The 22,105-nt window shown below is 72.1% G+C and carries 15 protein-coding genes; 4 read left to right on the top strand and 11 right to left on the bottom strand.

From position 1 onward, the window contains the following. On the top strand, positions 1–708 hold the full coding sequence (locus AB0A65_RS07435; protein WP_359947799.1) for a hypothetical protein: 708 nt from the start codon (positions 1–3) through the stop codon (positions 706–708). A gap of 19 nt (positions 709–727) precedes the next feature. Here the strand turns inward: AB0A65_RS07435 and AB0A65_RS07430 are convergent, their stop codons facing one another. From AB0A65_RS07430 to AB0A65_RS07405, 6 genes are all read right to left on the bottom strand, one after another. Further along, a complete protein-coding gene (locus AB0A65_RS07430) occupies positions 728–1,840 on the bottom strand; it encodes a DUF5685 family protein (protein ID WP_359948683.1) in 1,113 nt (370 codons plus the stop codon). 148 nt (positions 1,841–1,988) lie between these two features. Further along, positions 1,989–3,305, bottom strand: coding sequence for an alginate lyase family protein (locus AB0A65_RS07425; protein ID WP_359947796.1), 1,317 nt, complete (start codon positions 3,303–3,305; stop codon positions 1,989–1,991). 327 nt (positions 3,306–3,632) lie between these two features. After that, complete coding sequence (locus tag AB0A65_RS07420; protein WP_359947793.1) at positions 3,633–4,544, bottom strand: glycine betaine ABC transporter substrate-binding protein; 912 nt, start codon at positions 4,542–4,544, stop codon at positions 3,633–3,635. A 64-nt stretch (positions 4,545–4,608) separates the two neighbouring features. Further along, on the bottom strand, positions 4,609–5,508 hold the full coding sequence (locus tag AB0A65_RS07415) for an ABC transporter permease subunit (protein WP_359947790.1): 900 nt from the start codon (positions 5,506–5,508) through the stop codon (positions 4,609–4,611). Further along, positions 5,505–6,554: a glycine betaine/L-proline ABC transporter ATP-binding protein gene (locus AB0A65_RS07410; RefSeq protein ID WP_359947787.1), complete on the bottom strand. Its 1,050-nt coding sequence runs from the start codon at positions 6,552–6,554 to the stop codon at positions 5,505–5,507. The genes AB0A65_RS07415 and AB0A65_RS07410 overlap by 4 nt, the downstream gene beginning before the upstream one ends. A gap of 284 nt (positions 6,555–6,838) precedes the next feature. Then, entirely contained in the window at positions 6,839–7,738 is a 900-nt protein-coding gene (locus AB0A65_RS07405) for a hypothetical protein (protein ID WP_359947784.1), read from the bottom strand. A gap of 297 nt (positions 7,739–8,035) precedes the next feature. Between AB0A65_RS07405 and dxs the strand changes: the two genes are divergently transcribed. After that, a complete protein-coding gene (gene dxs, locus AB0A65_RS07400) occupies positions 8,036–9,973 on the top strand; it encodes a 1-deoxy-D-xylulose-5-phosphate synthase (protein WP_359947781.1) in 1,938 nt (645 codons plus the stop codon). Between the two features lie 95 nt (positions 9,974–10,068). On the opposite strand, the gene AB0A65_RS07395 is transcribed toward dxs, so the two are convergent. The 5 genes from AB0A65_RS07395 to AB0A65_RS07375 form a co-directional block, all read right to left on the bottom strand. Further along, on the bottom strand, positions 10,069–12,774 hold the full coding sequence (locus tag AB0A65_RS07395) for a hypothetical protein (RefSeq protein WP_359947778.1): 2,706 nt from the start codon (positions 12,772–12,774) through the stop codon (positions 10,069–10,071). Between the two features lie 937 nt (positions 12,775–13,711). After that, positions 13,712–14,521, bottom strand: a complete 810-nt coding sequence (locus AB0A65_RS07390; protein WP_359947775.1) for a hypothetical protein — start codon at positions 14,519–14,521, stop codon at positions 13,712–13,714. Positions 14,522–14,770: 249 nt separating this feature from the next. Then, entirely contained in the window at positions 14,771–16,849 is a 2,079-nt protein-coding gene (locus AB0A65_RS07385; RefSeq protein WP_359947772.1) for a 3-hydroxyacyl-CoA dehydrogenase NAD-binding domain-containing protein, read from the bottom strand. Further along, the gene (locus tag AB0A65_RS07380) at positions 16,849–18,036 is read right to left on the bottom strand and encodes a thiolase family protein (RefSeq protein ID WP_359947769.1); all 1,188 of its coding nucleotides are present in this window, start codon (positions 18,034–18,036) and stop codon (positions 16,849–16,851) included. Before AB0A65_RS07380 ends, AB0A65_RS07385 begins: the two co-directional genes overlap by 1 nt. A gap of 197 nt (positions 18,037–18,233) precedes the next feature. Further along, the gene (locus AB0A65_RS07375) at positions 18,234–19,391 is read right to left on the bottom strand and encodes a ribonuclease D (protein ID WP_359948680.1); all 1,158 of its coding nucleotides are present in this window, start codon (positions 19,389–19,391) and stop codon (positions 18,234–18,236) included. Between the two features lie 267 nt (positions 19,392–19,658). Here AB0A65_RS07375 and hemE point away from each other — a divergent pair, with 267 nt between their 5' ends. Continuing rightward, a complete protein-coding gene (gene hemE, locus AB0A65_RS07370; protein ID WP_359947766.1) occupies positions 19,659–20,699 on the top strand; it encodes a uroporphyrinogen decarboxylase in 1,041 nt (346 codons plus the stop codon). After that, positions 20,696–22,093 carry a protoporphyrinogen oxidase gene (hemG, locus tag AB0A65_RS07365; RefSeq protein WP_359947763.1) on the top strand — a complete coding sequence of 466 codons (1,398 nt, stop codon included), beginning with the start codon at positions 20,696–20,698 and terminating at the stop codon, positions 22,091–22,093. Before hemE ends, hemG begins: the two co-directional genes overlap by 4 nt. Positions 22,094–22,105 lie beyond the last annotated feature (12 nt).

Raw genomic sequence — 22,105 nt, 5'->3', positions numbered from 1 at the left:
ATGACCAACTCTCCCTTTACTTCCGGGCCCGCACCCGACCCGAACCGCCCGCCGCAGGGCCCGGCCTTCCAGTACCGGCCGCAGGACCCCGGGGAGGTCCAGTACGGGCAGCCGTCCGGCCCGGTCCTGCCGCCGCCGCCCTCCTGGGGGCAGCGCTGGGGCGTCCTCGCGAAGGACGACCGGCCCCGGCAGGTCACGGTGATCCTCCAGACCCTGTGGATCCACTTGGCCGCCACGGTGGTCGCCACCCTGCTCGGCCTCACCGGCTCCGTGGGGCTGAGCGTCGCCCTCGGCGTCATCGCCGCGGCGGTGAACCTCGTCCTCATCTGGGCCGTGGCCCGGGAGGCCCTGGGCCGCTTCGGCACTGACGATCCGCGTCTCCCGATCTATATCGGACTCGGGGTACTGGCGCTCCTCGCATTGTTCCGGGTCTTCAACCCGTTCACGGTGGTGCCCGCGATCCTCCAGATCACGGCCGCCCTGCTGATCCTGGTGCTCGCGTTCACGAAGCCGGTGCGCGCCTGGCTGAAGGACCGCCCCGGCAACCGCCCGAAGGGCGCCGACACCCCGCCCCCGGCCGCACCGCAGGCCCCGCCCCCGCAGTGGCGCGACCCGGCGGGCCCGGCCGCACAGCCCCCGTACGGCTACCAGCCCCCGCAGCAGCCCGGCCCTTCCAGCCAGCACAACTGGCCGCAGCCGCCGCGCTGAACCCGCCTGCGGCCCTGCGTCAGTCGCACCCGCAGGGGCAGCAGTCGCATTCGCAGCAGTCGCATCCGTCCCGGCAGCACCCTTGGCGGGGCCGCCGGGACCACGGGCCCTCGTACCGCTCGCGGCAGCACATCTGGCAGGTGCAGCACAGCACGGTGAACGCGCACAGGCCCGCGAAGAAGTTCCGCGGCTCGGGCCGGTACCGGTCGTGGTCGTAGTAGTCCCTGCGATCGCGGCGGCGCTCCCGGTAGCGCCGGTACTCGCGCCGCTCGGCGGCCGGGTAGGTCGCGCAGGTCGAACCGAACGTCCGCGACACCGCATGGTGCGCATAGCGTTCCAGCAGCAGACCCGTCATGGTCCGGTCGAGCAGCGACGCCGACTCCAGTGCCGCCCGCAGGTCGGCGAGCGCCCCGCGCACCAGGGGCCGCGCGCCCTCGACGCCGGTCCCGGTGGCGGCCAGCGGGTTCCACGCGCCTTTCGCGGCGTCCTCGTCGAAGTCCTCTGCGGCGTCGAGCAGGTGCGCCAGGCGCCCGAACGCCGCGCCCGCGGCCCGGAGCGCCCCGGCGTTCTCGGGCCGGCCGGCGACGACCGCGGCGTGTGCGAACAGTCCGGCGGTGGCCGCCTCGGTCGGGGCCGTGATGTCGGTGAGCGCGGTGCCCGTGCCGCAGGCGGCCTCGGCCTCACGCTGGCCCGCGATGGCCGCGACGAGCGGCTCGACGTCCAGTCCGATCGACTCGCCGAGGCCGACGGCCTTGGCGCGCAGCCGGTCCGCGGTCATTCCGGCGAGGCCGCGGGCGCCGGGGCGGGAGGCGATGCCGTCGCCGTCCTCGACGTGGTCGCGCAGCTTCGCGGAGGCGAGCAGCAGCGAGGCCGTCGCGGCGAGCCGCGGACCGGCGCCGGTGGCGACGGTCTGGCGCCGCATCCCGCGCAGCGCGCACGGCCCGGCGTCGCGGGAGTCGGAGGCGTCGAGCTGGGCCTCGACGAGGACGGAGAGTGCGAGCGCGTCGTAGTTGGTGGTGAGGCGGGCGAGGTGCCCGGCGTCGTCGCGCAGTTCGAGGCACAGGCCGCAGAAGTGGCCCATCCAGCGGGGTTTGAGGTCGTCGGGGGTGCGGGACGGGCAGGGGGCGAGCATGCCGAACAACGGGTCTCCTAGCTCGTCGGCAGCGCCGGCGGGGCCGGGCTGAAGGCGGGTCCTGCCCGGGGATGCTACCGGCTCCCGTCGAGGCGGAGGGCCCTCGCGTCCCGTGCGGCCGGGTGCCCGGCACCCGGCCGCATCGCCACTAGCCCAAGGGCTTCAGGTTCGTCGGCATCTCCGCCCAGGTGAGGCGGACGTGCGCGAGGGTGCCGAAGCCGAGGGTGTCGAAGCCGCCGGAGGTGGTGCCGTAGTCCCCGCCGCCGCCCTCAGGGCTGTTGGTCCCCGCCATGGAGCCGACGTTCGGCATGGCGAAGCCCTTGCGGGCCGTGTAGTGGTGGAAGACCATCTCCCAGACCGGGCGGGCCTGGCCGCGGCCGCCCGAGCCGATGACCGTCTGCTCGCTGTAGGCGCAGTTCTGGCCGGTGCCCCAGCTGTACGTCGTGTACGGCACCGTGTTCCCGAGGTTGTAGCGCGCCACGTACTCCGCGGCCTTCGCGAACGCGTTGTTGTTGGCGCCGTACAGGTCGATCCCCTGGTTCCAGGCCATCTCCATGAACGTCGCCATGAGGCCGATGCCCATGATCGAGTGCCCCTGGTCCCGCCCGGACTCCTGCCACTGGGCGAGCCCGCCGGAGTACACGAACGGGATCGCGTTCTCGATGGAGCCGTTGCCCTCGCCGTTCCAGAAGTAGTCGATCGCCTGGTCCCGGATGGCGTTGTCGTCGCAGATGAGGCCGATCGCGAGCTTGGACGCCATGTTGCAGAGGTCCCAGTTCGCCCAGTAGTTCGTGATGCACGCGTCGTTGTGGTTGGTGAGGAACGAGTTGTTCATCGGCAGGAAGATGCTCGTCATCATGTCCTGGAACGCGCCCAGGTCGAACCCGGACTGGCCGCGCACGATGTCGGCCGCGCAGCACAGCTGGTACCCGTAGATGCCCGCCGCGAGGAACCGGTCCGCGTTGCCGTTCACGGCCGTCAGGGTGTTCGACCATCCGTTGAGGATCTCGATCGCCTTGTCGCGGTGCGCGGTCGTCCCGGCGACCCGCCACCGCAGCGCGTTCTGGTACGCCGCCGCGATGTCGTTGTACAGCTGGGGGTAGTTCTGGCCGTCGCCGCCGCGGATGATGACCGAGGTGGGTCGCGCGGTCCAGGTGCTCTGGGCGTGGGAGTTCGCGATGAGCTTGTTCCAGCCCGAGAGCCACGGGTCCAGGCCCGCGTTCACCTTCGCCTTCATGCGGTCGAAGTCGGCCTGGGTGTGCAGCAGGCCCGGGTGGACCGCCAGAGTAGAAACGTCCTCTGTGGACGTCTCCTGCGCGGCGGCGAGGCCGAGGCCGCCCGCTCCCGCGGCGGCGAGGCCGCCCGCGGCCACGGCGCCCTTGATGAGGCGCCGCCGGTCGAGGCCCGTCCCCGCCGGGGCGGGGTCGTCGGGCCGGATGGACTTGTCACGGTTGTGGAACGACATGGTGCTCCTATGCGCCATGCGGTGCGCGATGCCGGGGAATGCCACCGCCAACCTTGCGGCCGCCGGTCCGGAGACCGGTTGCCGAGTCACATCGTAACCGACCCATCAACATATTTCAATACAAACGAACGTCTGCGGACTGTGCCGGTGCGGGACCGGGGATCGGCCGGTCCCGCACCGGGGGCCGCCGCCTGTGGGGGCGGTCGGCCGGGCCGCGTACGGCCTGCGCGCGCGAGCGCCTCGGCTGGAGGCGGCTCAGTCCTCGTTCCTGCCGCGGGGCCCCCAATGCCCCGGAGCCGCGGCGCCGCGCGCGGGCATGACCCGCCCCTAGGCGATCAGGTCCTTGAACTCGTTGTCCTTGAGCCACGCCGAGACCCCGGCCTGCACGTCGCCGCCGTTCTCGGCGAACACCAGGTTCTCCAGGTCCGCGAGCTGGTCGTCGCCCATTGCGAACGTCCCCAGCGCGCCGGCCACGTCGGCGAACTCCTCGGTGAACCCGATGCGGCCCACGATGTTGATCGTCTCGGCCTCGCCGAGCGTGGTCTGCGGGTCCGCGAGGTTCTTCAGGTCGTACTTCGCGTACGCCCAGTGCGGCTGCCACAGGGTGACCACGATGGGCTCCTCGGCGGCGATGGCCGAGTCGAGCTCGGTGAGCATCGCCGTGGTGGAGGAGGTCTCCAGCGTCAGGTCGGTGATCCCGTACGCCGGGATCGAGCTGTTCTGCACGGCCTCGGTGAGGCCCGCGCTGGCCTCGATGCCGACGATGCGGCCGCCGAAGAGGTCGGCGTTGGCGTTGAGGTCCTCCAGCGAGTCCACGTCCACATAGGTCGGCACGGCGACGGTGAGCGAGGCGTTCTCGTTCCAGGTCCCGATCTGCTCCAGCTGGTCCCCGTACGTCTCCATGTAGGTGGCGTGGGTGATGGGCAGCCAGGTGTCGAGGAACAGGTCGATGTCGCCGGTGGACAGGCCTTCGTAGAGCGGCCCGGCCTCGGTGAACTCCTGGGTCGTCACGGTGTACCCGGACGCCTCCAGGGCCTGGCGCCACAGCTCGGTGGCGACGACGGCCTCGTCCCAGTTGATGTAGCCGATGACGAGTTCGCCCTCGCCCTTGGCCAGGCCGAAGTCGACCCCTTCGGACCCGGTCTCGCCGGGCTCCTCCTCGACGGAGCAGCCCGCCAGGGCCAGGGAGGCGGTCGCGCCGGTGGCGACGGCGCCCTTCATGATCGAACGTCGTTGCATGTCTCCTGCTTTCCGGCGCACGGGCGCGCATTCTTCTGGGGGGCGTTCGGCTTTCGGGAGTGCGTTAGCGGGCGAGCCGGGCGGCGCGGGCCACCGGCGTGCGGTCGGACAGGCCCTGCGTGACGCGGTCGAGGAAGATCGCGAGGAGGACCACGGCGAGCCCGGCGTTGAACCCGGCGGCGATGTCGAGGCGGCCCAGGGACCCGGAGATGACGGAGCCGAGGCCGCCGCCGCCGACGAGCCCCGCGATGACCACCATGGACAGTGCGAGCATGATGACCTGGTTGAGCCCGGCCATGATCGTGGGCAGCGCGAGCGGCAGCTTGATCCGCACGAGGATGCGCGCGGGGGAGGCGCCGAACGCCTGTCCGGCCTCCACGACCTCGCGGTCGACTTGGCGCAGGCCGAGTTCGGTGAGCCGCACGCCCGGGGGCATCGCGAAGATGATGGTGGCGATGATGCCGGGCACGACGCCGACGCTGAAGAGCATCACCACGGGGATGAGGTACACGAACGCGGGCAGCGTCTGCATGAAGTCCAGGACCGGCCGCGCGATCGCGGAGAACGTGCGGTTCTCGGCGGCGGCGATGCCCAGCGGGATCGCGAGGAGGATCGCGATGACGGCGGCGACGAGGACCATCGAGAGGCTCTGCATCGTCTGCTCCCAGTACGGGGTCCAGGCGACGGCGAACATGCCCAGGCCGATCCCGACGCCGAGCTTCCACCCCTTCGCGGCCCATGCGGCCGCGGCGAACAGCAGCACCATGACCCCCGAAGGGAGCCAGAGCAACCCGTCGGCGAGTTGCAGGTACAGGAACTCCAGGCCGGTGGACACGGCGTCGAACCCGGCGGCCCAGGCGTCCCGCGCCCAGCGGATGAAGGTCTCCATCCAGTCGCCGAACGGCATGTCGGGCAGGGGCTTCCAGATGTAGGTCCAGAGCCAGTTGCGGAGGTACTCGATCATGCGGGCTGGGCCTCCTGCTCGGGGTTGCCGACGGCGTCGGGGTCGGGCGCGAGCGACTTGATGATGGACCGGGGGGTGACCACGCCGAGCGGGTCGGCGTTGTCGTCGACGACGAGCAGCGGCGCCTTGGAGCTGAGCACGGACTCGTACAGCTCGTTGACCGGCACGTCGGACTCGACCTTCGGGAACGCGGAGGTGTCGCGGGTGCCGCACGGCTCCATGACCGCCTCGGCGGTGAGCACGCGGGTGCGGTCGACGTCCGCGGTGAACTCGGCGACGTACTCGTCGGCCGGGTGCATGAGGATGTCCTCGGCGGTGCCGAGCTGCTTGACGCGGCCGTCGCAGATGGCGATCCGGTCGCCGATCCGCATGGCCTCGTTCAGGTCGTGGGTGATGAACACGATGGTCTTGCCGAGCTTGCCCTGGAGGTCCAGGAGCTGGTCCTGCATCTCCTGGCGGATGAGCGGGTCGAGGGCGCTGAACGCCTCGTCCATCAGCAGGATCTCGGTGTCGGCGGCGAGCGCGCGGGCCAGGCCCACGCGCTGCTTCATGCCGCCCGAGAGCTGCGCGGGCAGCTTGCCCTCGTCGCCCGCGAGGCCGACGAGCTCGACGGCCTCCCTCGCGCGCTCCAGGCGGTCGGTCTTGTTCACGCCCTTGATCTCCAGGCCGAACGCGACGTTCTCGACGACGGTGCGGTGGGGGAGGAGGGCGAAGTGCTGGAACACCATCGAGACCTTCTCGCGGCGCAGGCGCCGCAGCGACGGGTGCGAGAGCGTGCTCAGCTCCTCGCCGCCGATCCGGACGGACCCGGCGGTGGGCCTGATGAGCCCGTTGAGCATCCGGATGAGGGTCGACTTCCCGGACCCGGACAGGCCCATGACCACGAAGGTCTCACCGGGCTCGATGGCCCAGTTGTGGTCGATGACGGCGGCGGTGACGCCTTTGGCGAGCTCGTCGCGGGGCACACCGCTCTTGAGCTGGGCTACGGCGCCTTTCGCGCCTTTGCCGAAGACCTTGTACAGGGACTCCACTTCGATCGCTGGCATTGCTTCCTTTCATGCCCGCGGCCTTTGGGGGAGGGGGCACGGCGCGGGTCGTCATCCGGGGGCGGCAACCCCTGCAACGGTAGTCAACAACTGTGGTTTTTCAACCCCGAGCAGCGGGTGAGAAGATCGACACGGGACGTTGCGGCCCGATGTTCCTGCAGGTAAAAGCCGTGATAATCCGCTTATGATTGTTTCCAGTTTGATTGTCTACAAACAGACATTCGACAGAATTGAGACCGTGCGGAGACCCCTCCGAGGCCGTGCCGTGACCTCCCGCCGCGGCCCTACGGCAGCCGCGACGCCTTCGCGCGCTGCGTCAGCTCCGCCAGGTCCGCGTCGCTCAGCCCCAGTCCCCGCGCCTTCTCGTACTCGCCGGCGATGTTCGTGCCCATCCGCATCGGCGAGTCCGTCCCCAGCACCACGGCGATCCCCGCCTCCAGGAACCGCGGCAGCGGATGCGCCTCCAGCGCCGGCACCATCCCCAGCACCACCGCCGACGTCAGGCACACCTCCACCGTCACGCCCCGGTCCGCCAGCAGCCGCATCACCCCCGGGTCGGTCGCCGCCCCCACGGCGTGCCCGATCCGCCCGATCTGCTCAATCTCCGCGAGCGACGCCAGGTTCGAGGCGTTGAACGCCCCCGCCGGCACGGTCACGCCCAGCCCCGCCGCGCCCGCCGCCTCGGCCACCACCCTGCCCCGCGTCCAGTCCGCCTCCGCCGCATACGGGACGTAGATGATCTCCACCCCCGACAGGCCCGCCGCCGCCGCGTCCACGAACGCGTCGCACAGCTCCCGCAGCATCGGGTCCCACAGGTTCATGCTCAGCACCGCGCCCGCGTCGAACTCCGGGTAGTCCTCCGCCACCCGCTCCCGCGCCGCCTCGAACCGCTCCATGAACTGCGGGTACACCACCGACTCCTGCGGCAGCCGCAGCTCCGTGTACACCGCGCCCCCGCGGGCCGCCGCCGCCAGCGCGTCCACGAGGATGCCCTCGTAGACCTCCGGGTCCACCGCGTCGAGGTCGAACCGCGGCACCGCGGACATCCGCTGGAGCCGCGCCAGCCCCGGCGAGACGTCCCGCACGCTCTCGCGCCGGTCGCCCCAGTCCACCGGGGAGGAGCTCAACACCTGATCGAGGCGCGCGGGCCATTCCGTGTTCTGGTGCAGGTCGATGAGGTCCATGTTGGGATGATCACATTTGGATCACGGAGGGGCCGGGCATTCGCGCGGCGTGTCCCTTTCGGGGACTGACCGCTTTCCGACAGTCACGCTCGATGTCCCCCCTTCGGATGAATTTCCGGTGCCCGGCCGCCGACCCGGCCGGACACGTGCCGCCGTGACCGCCGCCCGTGCGGCCCGTGACCGCCCCCCGGGCCCGGAATGACTCCCTGATCACGGCCCCCGCACGCCCATGAGACACGTCCCAGCGGCCCTCGCGGAGGTTCCCTCCGGGCGGTGCCGCGGATAGACTTCCGCGTTATGAACCCGCACGACGAACCCGAGATGGGCCCGCTGCTGTCGAGCATCGGCGCACTGGCCGATTTCAAGTCGCTGGACGAGGACGACCTCCCCGAGCTCGCCGACGAGCTCCGCCGGTTCCTCGTCGACGCGGTCGCCAGGACCGGCGGCCACATCGGCCCCAACCTCGGGGTCGTCGAGCTCACCATGGCGATCCACCGGGTCTTCGACTCCCCGCACGACCAGGTCGTCTTCGACACCGGCCACCAGTCGTACGTCCACAAGGCACTCACCGGCCGCGCCGGCGACTTCACCGGCCTGCGCGGGCGCGGCGGCCTCACCGGCTACCCCAGCCAGGCCGAGTCCCCCCACGACCTCGTCGAGAACTCCCACGCCTCCACGTCCCTCTCCTACGCCGACGGCCTCGCCAAGGCCCACGCGATCTCCGGCTCCGACCGCCACGTCGTGGCCCTCGTCGGCGACGGCGCCCTCACCGGCGGCATGTGCTGGGAGGCCCTCAACAACATCGCCGCCCGCGACGACCTCAAGCTCGTCATCGTCGTCAACGACAACGGCCGCTCCTACGCGCCCACCGTCGGCGGCCTCGCCAAGCGCCTCTCCGCCCTGCGCCTCAACCCCGGCTACGAGCCCGCGCTCCGCAAGATCCAGGAGCTCGTCGAGCGCATCCCCATGTTCGGCCGCGCCGCCTACGCGGGCCTCCACGCCGCCAAGACCGGCCTCAAGGACGCCCTCGCCCCCCAGGGCATGTTCTCCGACCTCGGCATCAAGTACGTCGGCCCCGTCGACGGCCACGACCTCGGCGAACTCACCGTCGCCCTGGAGCGCGCCAAGGGCTTCGGCGGCCCCGTCATCGTCCACGCCCTCACCGAGAAGGGCCGCGGCTGGGCCCCCGCCCGCGCCGACGAGGCCGAGCAGATGCACTCCCCGCCCGCGTTCGACCCCATCACCGGCGAACCCGTCGGCTCCTCCAAGCGCCGCTGGACCGGCGTGTTCGCCGACGAGCTCGTCGCCCAGGCCAACCTGCGCCCCGAACTCGTCGCGATCACCGCCGCGATGCCTGGCCCCACCGGCGTCGACAAGCTCATGAAGCTGCACCCGAACCGGGTCTTCGACGTCGGCATCGCCGAGCAGCACGCCGTCACCTCCGCCGCGGGCCTCGCCATGAACGGCATGCACCCCGTCGTGGCCGTCTACTCCACGTTCATGAACCGCGCGTTCGACCAGACCGTCCTCGACGTCGCCATGCACAAGCTGCCCGTGACGTTCGTCCTCGACCGCGCCGGGATCACCGGCCCCGACGGGCCCAGCCACTACGGCATCTGGGACACCTCGATCTTCCGCGTCGTCCCCGGCCTGCGCATCGCCGCGCCGCGGGACGCCGCCACCCTCCGCGAGGAGTTCGCCGAGGCGCTCACCGTGGACGACGGGCCGACGATGCTGCGCTGGCCCACTGGTGCCGTGCCCGAGAAGGACATCACCGCCGTCGACGTCCATGAAGGACTCGACGTGCTCGTCAAGCACGAGGACGACGAGCTCCTCCTCGTCGCCTGCGGCTCCCTCGCGGGCACCGCGGTCGAGGCCGCGGCCCTCCTTGCGGCCCAGGGCATCCGCGCCACCGTCGTGGACCCGCGCTGGATCTCCCCGGTCCCCGAGGCGCTCGTGAAGCTCGCGGGCCAGTACCCGCTGGTCGCCACCGTCGAGGACGGCATCCGCACGGGCGGGTTCGGCGACGCGCTGGCCCAGTCCCTGCGCGACTACGCCTCGGCCACGGGCGACGAGATCCCGCTCGTGGACTTCGCCGTCGAGCGCGGCTGGCACCCGCACGGGTCCCGCGCCGAGCTGCTCGAAGACCTGGGGCTCACGCCCGCGGCGATCGCCGAGCGCCTGGCCGCCGAGGTCCACCGCCGCGGCGAGGACGACGCGCACCACCACCACTAATGCTCTGAGCACGAAAGCGGCGCGGCGGTCCTGGTGGAACCGCCGCGCCCGGTGCTACTCATTCAGACGCCGCGGGGCGCCCGACGGTTGCATCCTCACCGCATCGCTTTCAGACCCTGCCTGATCCGGGCGAGGTCGCGGCGGCGCTTCTCGAACGTCGCGCCCGCTCCGATGAGGACCACGCCGCCGATCGCGGGCGGGATCCACACCGGGATGTAGTGCCACACCAGCGTCAGCTCGTTGATCGTCAGGACCGCGAGCGCGATCGACCCGAGCACCAGCGGCGCCTGCCAGCGGCGCCCCAGCCCGGCGATGATGACCGCGATCGCGGCGGCGCCGACGCCGACGCGGCGGGCCGGCTCCCCGTCCCCGAGCGCCAGCAGCAGCGAGGGCCCGATGCCGACGACGATCGGCGCGGCGAGGGCCGCCCACGACCCGGCGTTCGGGCGCTTCTCCAAGCGCCACAGGCCGATGGCGAACAGGATCGCGGCGGGCGGGCCGGTGAAGAACTCCAGGGTCGTCACGCTCTCCGCGGCCAGCAGCGCCCACCAGCCGAGCGTGCCGGTGCACAGGGCCGCGATCACGTAGCCCCACTTGCGGACCGGAGCCATGAGCGCCGCGCCGACGAGCGCGAGCGTGTACACCCCGATCTGCGCGGACAACAGGTACCGGGTCGGCGAGGAGCCGATGAGCCCCTCGACCCACGCCCACAGCCCCGCGAAGGCCGCGATCCCCGCGAGAACGTGCGCGAGCACGACCCCCAGGACCCGGTCGGGCCTGGAGCGGCGCGGCGCGCCGATCGCGACGACCAGCATGGCGGCTGCGGTGACGGTGAGCCAGAACGGGATCGCCCCCTCCCCAGGATCGAGGCTCGCGGTGTCCACTGCGGTCAGTGCGGCGACCCCCGACCACACGGCGATGGCGACCCAGCCCGCGCACCGGCCGCCGAGCGTGCGGGACGCGAACGCCGCGACGAGCCCGATGACCGCGCACAGCACGAATCCGGCGAACGGCACGGCGTCCCACCGCTCCGGGTCCCCGGCCCACACCAGGATCGACGCGGACACGACCGCGAACGTCACCGCCAGCGCCGCCCCCTCGGCCCGGAACCGGGCCGGGAGGAGCACCGAGGCGAAGCCCAAGGCCACCAGGACGATCGGGACCTCCCACGTGAACAGGCCCGCGGGCTCGTCCCCGGACCACAGGACCCCGATGCCGGTGATCGCCGTGATCGACGCGGCCAGCGCCGTCCCGGCGCCGGTGAGGTACGAGGCGAGCTTGAGCGGTTCGCCCAGCGGCTCGCCGAGGAGCGGCGCGACCAGGCGCGCGAGGAGGAACGCGACGAAGTAGGCGCTCAGGTCGGGGGCGCCGAACGCGACCGCGGCGATCGCCGCGAGCGAGGCGAGCCCGGCGGCCTGCGCGAGCGTGAAGGCCCACGTGTCGTCGCGGGACCCGAACGTGGCCAACGGGATCACGGCGGCGACGAGGAGCGCCAGCGACGGCACGATCAGCTCCGGGGAGCCCGAGCGGATCGCGAGGGTCCACGCGCACAGCACGAGCGACCCGGCCGCGGAGGCCGCGATGAGCATCGGCGTGCCGGTGACCCGCAGGCGGCGGGCGAAGCCGATGCCCACGAGGTTCGCGGCGGCCAGGAGCGCGACGACCGCCGCGGCGGTCGGGACCACCGGGTCGTCGAGCCCGAACGCGGCGCGCAGGCCGGCCGAGCAGGCGGCGACGACCGCGGCGCACGTGAGGAGGCGCGAGGCCCACAGGTCGGAGCGGGTGAAGCGCCCGGGGAAGCGGGCGGTCAGCCACGCGGCGAGGCCGAGGGCGAGGGCGATGGTGAGCATGAGGAGCACGGCCAGGCCGAGGCCGCTGGCGGCGGCGTACGAGGCGCCGATGGCGGCGAGCGGCAGCATGGCCCAGCTGGTGGCGCTGAGCCGGGAGGCGCCGCGGTAGGCGGCCAGGACGGCGAGGACCCCGGCGGTCCAGGCCGCGACGGTGTCGGGCCCGAAGTCGGTGCCCGGCGGGCGGTACAGGTAGTAGCCCGCGAGCGTGGTGCACCACAGGGCGAGTGCGCCGAGCGCGCCGAACGTCTCGGCGGTGGCCCACAGCTTGAACCGCTTGAACGGGAACGGGATCGCCAGGAGCAGGATCGTCGCGACGCTCAGGACCGCGGCGCGGCCGCCGTTCCCCATGTTCCGCCACGCCACGGCCGTGAAGATGATGAGCGCGGCGGCGACGAGCAGCCCGCCGAGGCTCAGCAGCACGGTCTGCACGGTCTTGTTCCCGACCTCCCCGCGAGGGGAAGGAGGCGGCGGGAGGTAGGACGCCACGGGGGCGCCGCCGGGCGGCGTATGCGGCTGCGACGGCTGGGCGGTCGGCTGCCCGTGCTGGGGCGTACCGGGCGCGGGCGAGCCGGCGGTGGTCGGCGCGCCGGGAGCGGCCGGGCTCGCGACCGGGGCGGCCTGCGCCAAGCCGTTCGCGGGCGTCTGCGCCACTTGCGGCGTCTGCGGCATCGGCGATACCGGTGACACCGGCGGCGCCTGCGGAGCCGGAGCGGCCTGGGCCTGCCGCTCGGCCTCGGCGAGGTACCCGGCGGCGACGTCGCGGAGGCCGTCGAGGACTTCGATCCGCTCGGCTTCGACGGCGGCGCGGCTGGTGAGGGCGGTGGGCATCGACGCCAGGACCGCGTCGAGGTCGCCGAGCCGCTGAAGCAGCGGCTCGGGGCCGCGCCCGCAGGCCGCGCACCCGGCGGCCGTCGAGGGGCGCCCGCAGCGGGGGCAGTTGTACGTCGTCATGTGCACAGTGTGCTGGGCCTGTCAAATCCTGTACCGAACAAAACCGGCATCAGTTGTGCACGTCCTACAACGCACCCGCCCCACCAGCCCGCTCCAACCCCCGGATTTCTCAGGTTTCCTCCAAACGGACCACCGTCGGCATCACCGCTGAATCCGAAGGACCGCAGCCTGAACTGCGCAGTCCGGGCAGCCGATGCCACTCGGTCGGGCATGCGCCGCCGGAGGCGGTGGTCGTGGTCGCCATGGTGTGTCACCTCCTGGAGGGTGTGGTCCGGATAGGCCCCTGGCTGCGGTGTGCGTGCGTGTGCGGAGGTGGTGTCGCGGTGCCGGGTCCTCAAATGCCCGGCCGGTTGCGGCACTGCCCACTCACCCGCGCTCGCACGGTGCGGCGTGTCTCGGCCTGATGGGTCGCGATGGCGTTCCGGTCATGTGCCTCGTAAGGAGCACTGCCTCCGGTCGGGGTGATCCCTCCCGGGGGTCTGCCGCCCGATCACCGTCTCCCCGAAGGGCGGTCGACTGCTGCGGGTCCCGATAGCACTTGAGGTTGAGATGAACAGTCCCTCAGCAGGGCCTGCACGCCTCGGAATCGGTATGGTCTGCCGGTCGGCCAGAGGCTTGGCTCAGTCTGCTTACACCGCCCGACACCTGTACGATTTCCATATCCTTGTGCGTACCACAATTCTCTCTCGCACCAACCCCACTGTCATCACCCACAAGCTGACAATGCCCTCACATTCCGCCCCGCGGCCCGCGCCCCAACCACCCACCGCCCCAAGGCAACCGACCCAACCTCACCCGGCCACCCACCCCATCGTCGCCGCCCGCACGAACCCCACCCACCGCCCCACCCCAACCCCGAAAGGCCCCCGCACCAATGGGAACGGGCCTCGCGATGTGGAGATCGCGAGGCCCGTTCCGTCGGGAGGAGGAATAGCTTTTAGGACGCGCTCTCGTAGGCGTCGATGATGGACCAGGCGAGGTCCTCCCACTGCGCGTAGTAGTCCGGGAAGGCCGAGACCTGGACGGCCTGGGCGGCGGAGGCGATGGACATGCTCTCCCAGCCGTCGACGTCCTCAAGGGTCCCGTAGAACTTGCTCGCGGAGGTCGAGACGTCCATGAGCTCCTCGACCGAGCCCCAGCCCATCGAGGTGCGCTGCTGGAAGATGCCGACCGAGTCGTGGTCCTCGTAGTGGACCGAGGAGTCGGTGTAGTCCCAGGACTCGGGGACGGAGTCGGAGGCGGCGTTGTAGAGCTTCGCCTCCTGCATCGCGGTGGCGAGGGCGACGGCCCAGCCCTGCTCGTCGAAGCCCATGTCCTTGCCGGTCTCGATGATCGTGACGGCGTTGGCCTCCTGCTCGTCGTCGATGTCGGAGACGTCGATGTCGACGGGCCCGGCGGGCTCCTCGGTGGTCTCCTCCACGACGGGCTCGGGGACGGGCTCGGTGGTGGCCTCCTCGGTCGGCTCCTCGGTCGCGGGGGCCGCTTCCTCGGTGGTCGCCTCCTCGGTGGTGGCCGGGACCTCTTCGACCGCGGCGGTCTCCTCGACCGGCTCGTCGGTGTTCGAGATCGCCCAGGCGGCGGTGGCGCCCGAGCCGGTGAACACGGCGGCGGCGAGGCCGACGGTGGCGATGCGGCGGAAGCGGTGGTGCTCGCCGGTCTCGTCATGGAAGGACAGCCGCTGGGAGAGCGCGGCGGCGGCGCTCCGGACCGGACCGGTCACGCCTTCGATGATCTTGCGAAAATGCACTGGGCAAACCTAGGGGCGAAAATCCCCAGGTAAAACCGGGTCCGATCCGCGGAAACCCAGGTGGCAAGGGGTTTCCTTACTCGCCGGTAGCCTCTATGGCATTTGCCCGGTACCGGACCTATCGTCGCCCCCGTCCGAGCGCGTCACCGCTGCCGTCCGGCCCTCTCGGTACACGGGACGAGCCCGGACTCGTCCTTTCGGAGGAGTCCGGGCTCGCCGCAAAGATAATGTGACCGGGCACACCTGACGCTACGAGGCGAAGGGCTTTCCGGTCACATCGGTAGAAATCCCCTCGCGGTCCAGGTACGGCGTGAGCCCGCCGAGCCAGAACGGGAAGCCCGCGCCGAGGATCATCGCGAGGTCGACCTGCTTCGCGGAGGGCACGACGCCCTCGTCGAGCATGAGGCCGATCTCCTCGGTCAGGCCGCGCAGCACGCGCTGCTTGACCTCCTCGGCGCTCTGCGGCGAGTCCCCGAGCGCGATCTGCGCCTTGGCCTCGTCCGTCAGCTTGCCCTTGCCCTTGGCGGCCGGGTCGAACACCGGGAAGCCGGCCTCCGCCATCCGCCGCAGGTTCTCCGAGGCGGGGAAGCGCGGCCCGAGGTCCTCGTTCAGGTGCTGGCACAGGTGCCAGGCGACCTGGAGGCCCACGAGCTCCAGCAGCGCGAACGGGCGCATCGGCAGGCCCAGCTCGTCCAGGGCCACATCGGCGGTCTCGACGGGCGTGCCCGCGTCGACCGCGCCGGTGACCTCGGCGAGCATGCGGCCGAGCAGGCGGTTCACGATGAACGCCGGCCGGTCCGCGGAGCCCACGGCGGTCTTCTTGAGCTTCTTCGCGACCGCGTAGGCGGTCGCCAGGGTCTCGTCGTCGGTCGAGGCGGTCGCGATGACCTCCACGAGCGGCATGACGGCCACCGGGTTGAAGAAGTGCATGCCCACGAGCCGCTCGGGGCGCTTCAGCTGCGAGGCCATCGCGGTGATCGACAGCCCCGAGGTGTTGGTGACGAGCAGGGCCTCGTCCGAGACGATCGACTCGACCTCGGCGAACACGGCCTGCTTGACGCCCAGCTCCTCGAAGACCGCCTCGATGACCAGGTCGCAGTCGGCGTACACCGACTTGTCCGAGCTGGCGGAGACCAGCGCGCGGAGCTTGGCGGCCTTGAGCTTCGAGGTGCGGCCCTTCGCTTCGAGCTTGTCGATCTCGGCCCGCACGTACGACAGGCCCTTCTGGGCCCGCTCCTCGTCGAGGTCGGTCATGACCACGGGTACTTCGAGGCGGCGCGCGAACATGAGCGCGATCTGCCCGGCCATGAGCCCGGCGCCGACGACGCCCACCTTCGTGACGTCCTTCGCGAGCCCGGGGCTCGGGGCGCCCTCGGGGCGCTTGCCGAGCGAGCGGACCAGGTTGAACGCGTAGATGCTGGCCTGGAACTGCGGCCCGGCCTCCAGGTCGGCGAGGGCCTCGTCCTCGGCGAGGGACCCCTCCTCGAACGTGGCGTGCTGCGCGAGTTCGAGCAGGTCCAGGGCCCGCACCGCGGCGGCGGAGGCGTTGTGGACCTTCTCGTCGACGAGCTTGCGCGCCCCCGCGATGACCGCGGGCCACGCGTCGCGGTCGACCGGCTCGCGCTCGACGGTGATCTCACCGGTGGCGACCTTGACGGCCCAGTCGAGGGACTCCTCCAGGAAGTCGGCGCCCTCGAACTGGGCGTCGGCGATGCCCAGCGGGACCAGGTCGGCGCCCTTGAGCATCCGGTTCTGGTTCAGCGGGTTCCCGATGATGACCTGCGCGGCCTTCTCGACGCCGATGAGGTTGGGGAGGATCTGCGAGCCGCCCCAGCCGGGGATGAGCCCGATGGAGACCTCCGGCAGGCCCAGCCCGATCGCGGTGGTCGAGACGGTCCGGTAGTGGCAGTGCAGCGCCAGCTCGAAGCCGCCGCCGAGGGCCGTGCCGTTCACGAACGCGAACGTGGGGACCGCGGAGTCCTTGAGCCGCTTGTACAGCGCGTGCCCGGCCTGCGCGAGGGCGAGGCCCTGCTCGCGGGTCTCCAGGCTCGGCATGAGCTTGATGTCGGCGCCGGCCAGGAAGATGAACGGCTTGCCGGTGACCGCGATGAGCTTGACGCCCTCCTCGGCCTCGACCTCGTCGATCGCCCGCCACAGGGCCTTGAGCCCGCCGGGGCCGAACGACGACGGCTTGGTGTGGTCGTAGCCGTTGTCGAGGGTGATGATCGCGGCCTTGCCACCGAGCCCGCGGGGCTCCAGGAAGCGCACGTGGGACTCGGTGACGACCTCGGACTCGAAGTCGGGAAGGTCGAGCGGCGTCGCGGACATTACTTGGCCCCCTTGAAGTTCGGGTTCTCCCAGATGACCGTGCCGCCCTGGCCGAGGCCGACGCACATGGTCGTGATGCCGTACCGGACCTCGGGGTGCTCGGCGAACTGGCGGGCGAGCTGCGTCATGAGGCGCACGCCCGAGGAGGCCAGCGGGTGGCCCATCGCGATGGCGCCGCCCCACGGGTTCACCCGCGGGTCGTCGTCGGCGATCTTGAAGTGGTCGAGGAACGCGAGCACCTGGACGGCGAACGCCTCGTTGATCTCGAACAGGCCGATGTCGTCGATGGTGAGCCCGGCGCGCGCGAGGGCCTTCTCCGTGGCCGGGATCGGCCCGACGCCCATGGTCTCGGGGTCCACGCCCGCGAACGCGAAGCCGACCATCCTCATGGCGACCGGCAGGCCCAGCTCGGCGGCCGTCTCGGCGTCCGCGAGGAGGCACGCGGTGGCGCCGTCGGTGTTCGGCGAGGAGGTCCCGGCGGTGACGCGGCCGTGGGGGCGGAACGGGGTGCGCAGGTTCGCGAGCCCCTCCATGCTGGTCGACGGGCGCGGCAGCTCGTCGCCGGTGGCGATAGTCCAGCCCTCGTCGGAGCGGGCGGCCATCGTGGTGATGTCCGCGGCCAGCTTGTCGACCGCGGCGGCGTAGCGCTGCTGGGTCTGCACGGCGTAGGCGTCGGCGCGCTCGCGGGTGAGCTGCGGGTACAGGTCGTGCAGGTTCTCGGCCGTGACGCCCATCTGGAGGGCGTCCGGGTCGACCAGCCGCTCGGCGACGATCCGCGGGTTCGGGTCCACGCCCTCGCCCATCGGGTGGTTCGACATCGACTCCACGCCGCCGGCGATGGCGATGTCGTACTGGCGGGAGGCGATCGCGGAGGCCACGCTGGTCACCGCGGTCATCGCGCCCGCGCACATGCGGTCGATCGAGTAGCCGGGGACGGACCGCGGCAGGCCCGACAGGAGCGCCGCGGTGCGGCCGAGTGTGAGGCCCTGGTCGCCGATCTGCGTGGTGGCCGCCAGGGCCACCTCGTCGACCCGCTCAGGCGGCAGCCCCGGGTTGCGGCGCAGCAGCGTCCTGATGGCGCGGATGATCAAGTCGTCCGCGCGGGTGTCCTCGAAGAGTTTGCCCGCCTTGCCGAACGGGGTGCGGACCCCGTCGACGAAGACGACATCGCGGATGGTGTCGTTCACGCCAGCCCCTCCTTTGGGTATGCAGCGTCGTTGAGAGTGCAACGTCACAAGCGATGTTACCCGTTAGTAGGTTCAGTGTCACGGCCCCCCGCCGCGTGTCGGGCATCCGTCTTCCGTGAAACGTTCTCCCAGCTCGCGAACGGACCCGGGGACGGCGAAGGCCCCGCCGCCGGCGGGGCCGCTCCGTGGTGAGGGGGTCAGTCCTTCAGGGCCTCGGCCAGGCCCTCGGCGAGGAGTTCGATCTGCCACTCGCGGGCGCCGCCCTCGGCGAGGACCGTGCGCACGTGCTTCTCGGAGACCTTCTTCGGCGGCTCCCACGCCAGGCCCCGCACCAGCGCGGGCGAGATGAGGTTCTCGGCCGGCAGGCGATGCTTCCCGGCGATCTCGGTGACGACCTCGCGGGCCGCGGCGAGGCGCTCGGCCGCGACCGGGTCCCGGTCGGCCCAGCGGTGCGTCGCGGGCGGGCCGTCCTGCGGCGGGGTCGTGGACGGCAGCTCGTCGGCCGGGACGAGGCGCGCGTCCGCGAGCGCCTGGAGCCACAGCCGCGCGTTCGTGCGCCCGCCGCGGCGGCGGAACCCGGGCAGGCCCATCAGCTCCGCGAAGTCCGTCGGGTCGGCCGTCGCGGCCTCCACGATCGCCGCGTCGGGCAGGACCTTCCCGGGCGCGCGGTCGAGCTTGCGCGCCAGTGCGTCCCGGGCCTCCCACACCGCGCGCACCCTGCCCAGGGCCTTCGCACCGCGGACTTTGTGGATGCCGCTGGTGCGCCGCCACGGCTCCTTGCGGGGCTTGGGCGGGCCCGCGGTGCGCACGTGCTCGAACTCGGCCTCGGCCCACGCGGACTTCCCCTGCTTGGAGAGCTCGGCGGCGAGCTTGCCGCGCAGCTCCGTCAGCAGCTCCACGTCGAGCGCGGCGTAGACGAGCCAGTCGTGGGGGAGCGGGCGCGAGGACCAGTCGGCCGCCGAGTGCTGCTTCTCCAGCCGGTATCCGAGGAGCTGCTCGGTGATCGAGGCGAGCCCGACCTTCTCGAAGTCGCACAGGCGCGCGGCCAGCTCCGTGTCGAACAGGCGTGTGGGATGCAGGTCCAGCTCCTCCAGGCACGGGAGGTCCTGGCTGGCGGCGTGCAGGATCCACTCGGGGCCTGCGAGCGCGCGGCGCAGCGGGTCGAGGTCCTCGATCGGGATGGGGTCGACGAGGATCGTGCCCGAGCCGGCGCGGCGCAGCTGGATCAGGTACGCCCTGCCCGAGTACCGGAAGCCGGAGGCGCGCTCGGTGTCCACCGCGATCGGACCGGACCCGGCTTCGAGCCGCTCGGCCGCCTCGGCGAGGTCCGCGGAGGTCTGGACGAGCGGGGGCATGCCTTCGCGCGGCTCGGTGAGGAGAACGGCTTCTGGTTCGGGCTGGGGATCGGTCACCTGTTCACCGTACGGGCAGGTAACCTGCGCGCGCTACTGCCCCGCCGCGCAGGAGACCGATTTCCACCCGATAGTGGGTTAATCACCCTATTTCTCCTCCATGGTGGACGGCCACCCCCGCCGACCTCCCTCACAGTGCCCCTCCCGATGCGGGCCACATCGCACTCGCCGCTGCGGGCGGCCCGCCCCGCCGCGTGCAAGGATGGCCCTGTGGTCAACGCCGTTCCTTCATCGCACGAGTCCCCGTTCCTCGCGGCCTGCCGCGGTGAGGAGCCCAGCCGCACACCCGTCTGGTTCATGCGCCAGGCCGGACGCTCCCTCCCCGAGTACAAGGCCGCCCGCGGCGACACCTCCATGCTCGAAGCGTGCCGCACCCCCGAGCTCGTCTGCGAGATCACGATGCAGCCGGTGCGCCGCTACGGCGTCGACGCCGCGGTCTTCTTCTCCGACATCGTCGTCCCCCTCGCCGCGATCGGCGTCGGCATCGAGATCGTCCCCGGCGTCGGCCCCGTCGTCGCCGAGCCCTTCGCCACCGAGGCCGACGTCAAGCGCCTGCGCAACCTCGACCCCTGCGACGTCCCCTACATCACCGAGGCGATCGGCCTGCTCGGCAAGGAACTCGGCGCCACCCCGCTCATCGGCTTCGCCGGGGCCCCGTTCACCCTCGCGTCCTACCTCGTCGAGGGCGGCCCCTCCCGCGACCACGCGAAGACCAAGGCGCTCATGAAGTCCCGCCCCGACGTCTGGCACGCCCTCGCCTCCCGCCTCGCCGCCATCTGCGGCGAGTTCCTCCGCGTCCAGGTCGACGCCGGGGCGAACGCCGTGCAGCTGTTCGACTCCTGGGCCGGGGCCCTCTCCGAGGCCGACTACCGCGAGTTCGCCCTCCCGCACTCCACCGCCGCGCTGGCGGGCGTCGCCGAGTCGGTGCCGCGCGTCCACTTCGGCGTCGGCACCGGGCACCTCCTCGAAGCGATGGCCGAGACCGGCGCCGAGATCTCCGGCGTGGACTTCCGCACCCCGCTCGACGAGGCCGCGAAGCGCCTGCCCGGCAAGGTCCTCCAGGGGAACCTCGACCCGGCGCTCATCCTCGCCGACGACGAGGCCCTCATCGCCGAGACCGACAAGGCCGTCGCCGCGGGCCGCGCTGCCAAGGGCCACATCTTCAACCTCGGCCACGGCGTCCTCCCGTACTCCGACCCCGCGAAGCTGAAGCTCGTCGTGGACCGCGTGCACGAGACCACGACCCGATGAGCCCCATGACGCCCGCCCGCGTCACGGGCACCCCGGGGCGCACCCGGGTCCTCGTCGCGGGCGGCGGCATCACCGGCATCGCCGCGGCGCACCGCCTGCGCGAGCGCCTCGGCCCCGACGCCGAGATCATCGTCGCCGAGCAGTCGACGCGCCTGGGCGGCAAGATCCGCACCGCCGACTTCGCCGGGCGCCCCGTCGAGACCGGCGCCGAGTCGCTCCTCGCCGCCCGGCCCGAGGCGATCAGGCTCGCCGAGGCGGTCGGCCTGGGCGACGCGATCGTCCACCCCGCGGCCCTCAAACCCGCGCTGAGCATCGGCGGCGAGCTCGTCGACTTCCCGGCCGGGCACATGATGGGCATCCCCGGGGACCCCGCCGACGTCGCCGCCATCGCGGACGCCAAGGAGCGCCCCGACAACGGCCTCCCGATCCTCGAACCCGGCCAGGACATGTCCGTGGGCGCGCTCGTGCGCTCGCGCCTCGGCGACGAGGTCCTCGACCGGCTCGTGTCCCCGATGCTCGCGGGCGTCTACGCCGGGGACGTCGACCGCCTCTCCGTGCGGGCCGTCATGCCGCAGCTCGCCGCCGCGCTCGAACGCCATGCGCGCCTGACCGAAGCGGTCGCCGAGATCAAGAGGCCCTCCACCGGCAAGCCCGTGTTCGCCACGATCGACGGCGGCCTGGACCGCCTTGTGACGGCCACTTCCGCCGCCGCGCGCGCGGAGATCCGCCTCGGCATGACCGTGCGCGAGCTGCGCCAGACCCCCGACGGCTGGGAGGTCATCACCGGCCCCGTGCCCGACCCGATCCGGGTCACCGCCGACGCCGTGATCGTGGCCGTCCCCGCGACCCCTGCCGCCGACCTGCTCCGCGCCGTCGCCCCCGAGGCCGCCGCCGCGCTCTCCGGGGTCGCCTACGCCTCGGTCGCGCTGGCCGCGTTCGCCTTCGACGACGTGCAGCTGCCGGAGCGCTCCGGGTTCCTCACGCCCGCATCGGAGGGCAAGACCGTCAAGGCCGCGACGTTCGCGTCCAAGAAGTGGCCGCACCTGGGCCGCCGCCGCCAGATCGTGCGCGTCTCCATGGGCCGCCTCGGCGAGGAGGCGCTCCTCCAGTACGACGACGCGACCCTCGCCAAGACCGCCCTGCGTGAACTCGGCGAGCACCTCGGGCAGCGCCTGCCCGACCCCGTCGAGCAGCGCATCGACCGGTGGGGCGGGGCCCTCCCGCAGTACTCGCCCGGCCACGTCACCCGCGTGGAGGCCGCGCGCGCCGCGCTCGCCCGCCACCGCGGCGTCGCCATCGCCGGGGCCGCCGTGGACGGCGTCGGCATCGCCGCGTGCATCGCCTCCGGCCAGGCCGCGGCCGACGACATCGCTCAACAGCTTTCACTGAAGTAGAAGGGCCGCACC

This window comes from Glycomyces sp. NPDC047010 (assembly GCF_040644205.1).
Classification (GTDB): Bacteria; Actinomycetota; Actinomycetes; order Mycobacteriales; family Micromonosporaceae; genus Glycomyces.
This window is presented reverse-complemented; position numbering and strand designations above follow the sequence as displayed.

Bases quoted from the DNA above. Each gene is read 5' to 3' on its own strand.
- AB0A65_RS07375 (WP_359948680.1), bottom strand. From the start codon at position 19,391: ATGCCCCCGCTCGTCCAGACCTCCGCGGACCTCGCCGAGGCGGCCGAG.
- AB0A65_RS07420 (WP_359947793.1), bottom strand. From the start codon at position 4,544: ATGCAACGACGTTCGATCATGAAGGGCGCCGTCGCCACCGGCGCGACC.
- AB0A65_RS07425 (WP_359947796.1), bottom strand. From the start codon at position 3,305: ATGTCGTTCCACAACCGTGACAAGTCCATCCGGCCCGACGACCCCGCC.
- AB0A65_RS07430 (WP_359948683.1), bottom strand. From the start codon at position 1,840: ATGCTCGCCCCCTGCCCGTCCCGCACCCCCGACGACCTCAAACCCCGC.
- AB0A65_RS07385 (WP_359947772.1), bottom strand. From the start codon at position 16,849: ATGTCCGCGACGCCGCTCGACCTTCCCGACTTCGAGTCCGAGGTCGTC.
- hemG (WP_359947763.1), top strand. From the start codon at position 20,696: ATGAGCCCCATGACGCCCGCCCGCGTCACGGGCACCCCGGGGCGCACC.
- dxs (WP_359947781.1), top strand. From the start codon at position 8,036: ATGAACCCGCACGACGAACCCGAGATGGGCCCGCTGCTGTCGAGCATC.
- AB0A65_RS07415 (WP_359947790.1), bottom strand. From the start codon at position 5,508: ATGATCGAGTACCTCCGCAACTGGCTCTGGACCTACATCTGGAAGCCC.
- AB0A65_RS07405 (WP_359947784.1), bottom strand. From the start codon at position 7,738: ATGGACCTCATCGACCTGCACCAGAACACGGAATGGCCCGCGCGCCTC.
- AB0A65_RS07410 (WP_359947787.1), bottom strand. From the start codon at position 6,554: ATGCCAGCGATCGAAGTGGAGTCCCTGTACAAGGTCTTCGGCAAAGGC.
- AB0A65_RS07435 (WP_359947799.1), top strand. From the start codon at position 1: ATGACCAACTCTCCCTTTACTTCCGGGCCCGCACCCGACCCGAACCGC.
- AB0A65_RS07395 (WP_359947778.1), bottom strand. From the start codon at position 12,774: ATGACGACGTACAACTGCCCCCGCTGCGGGCGCCCCTCGACGGCCGCC.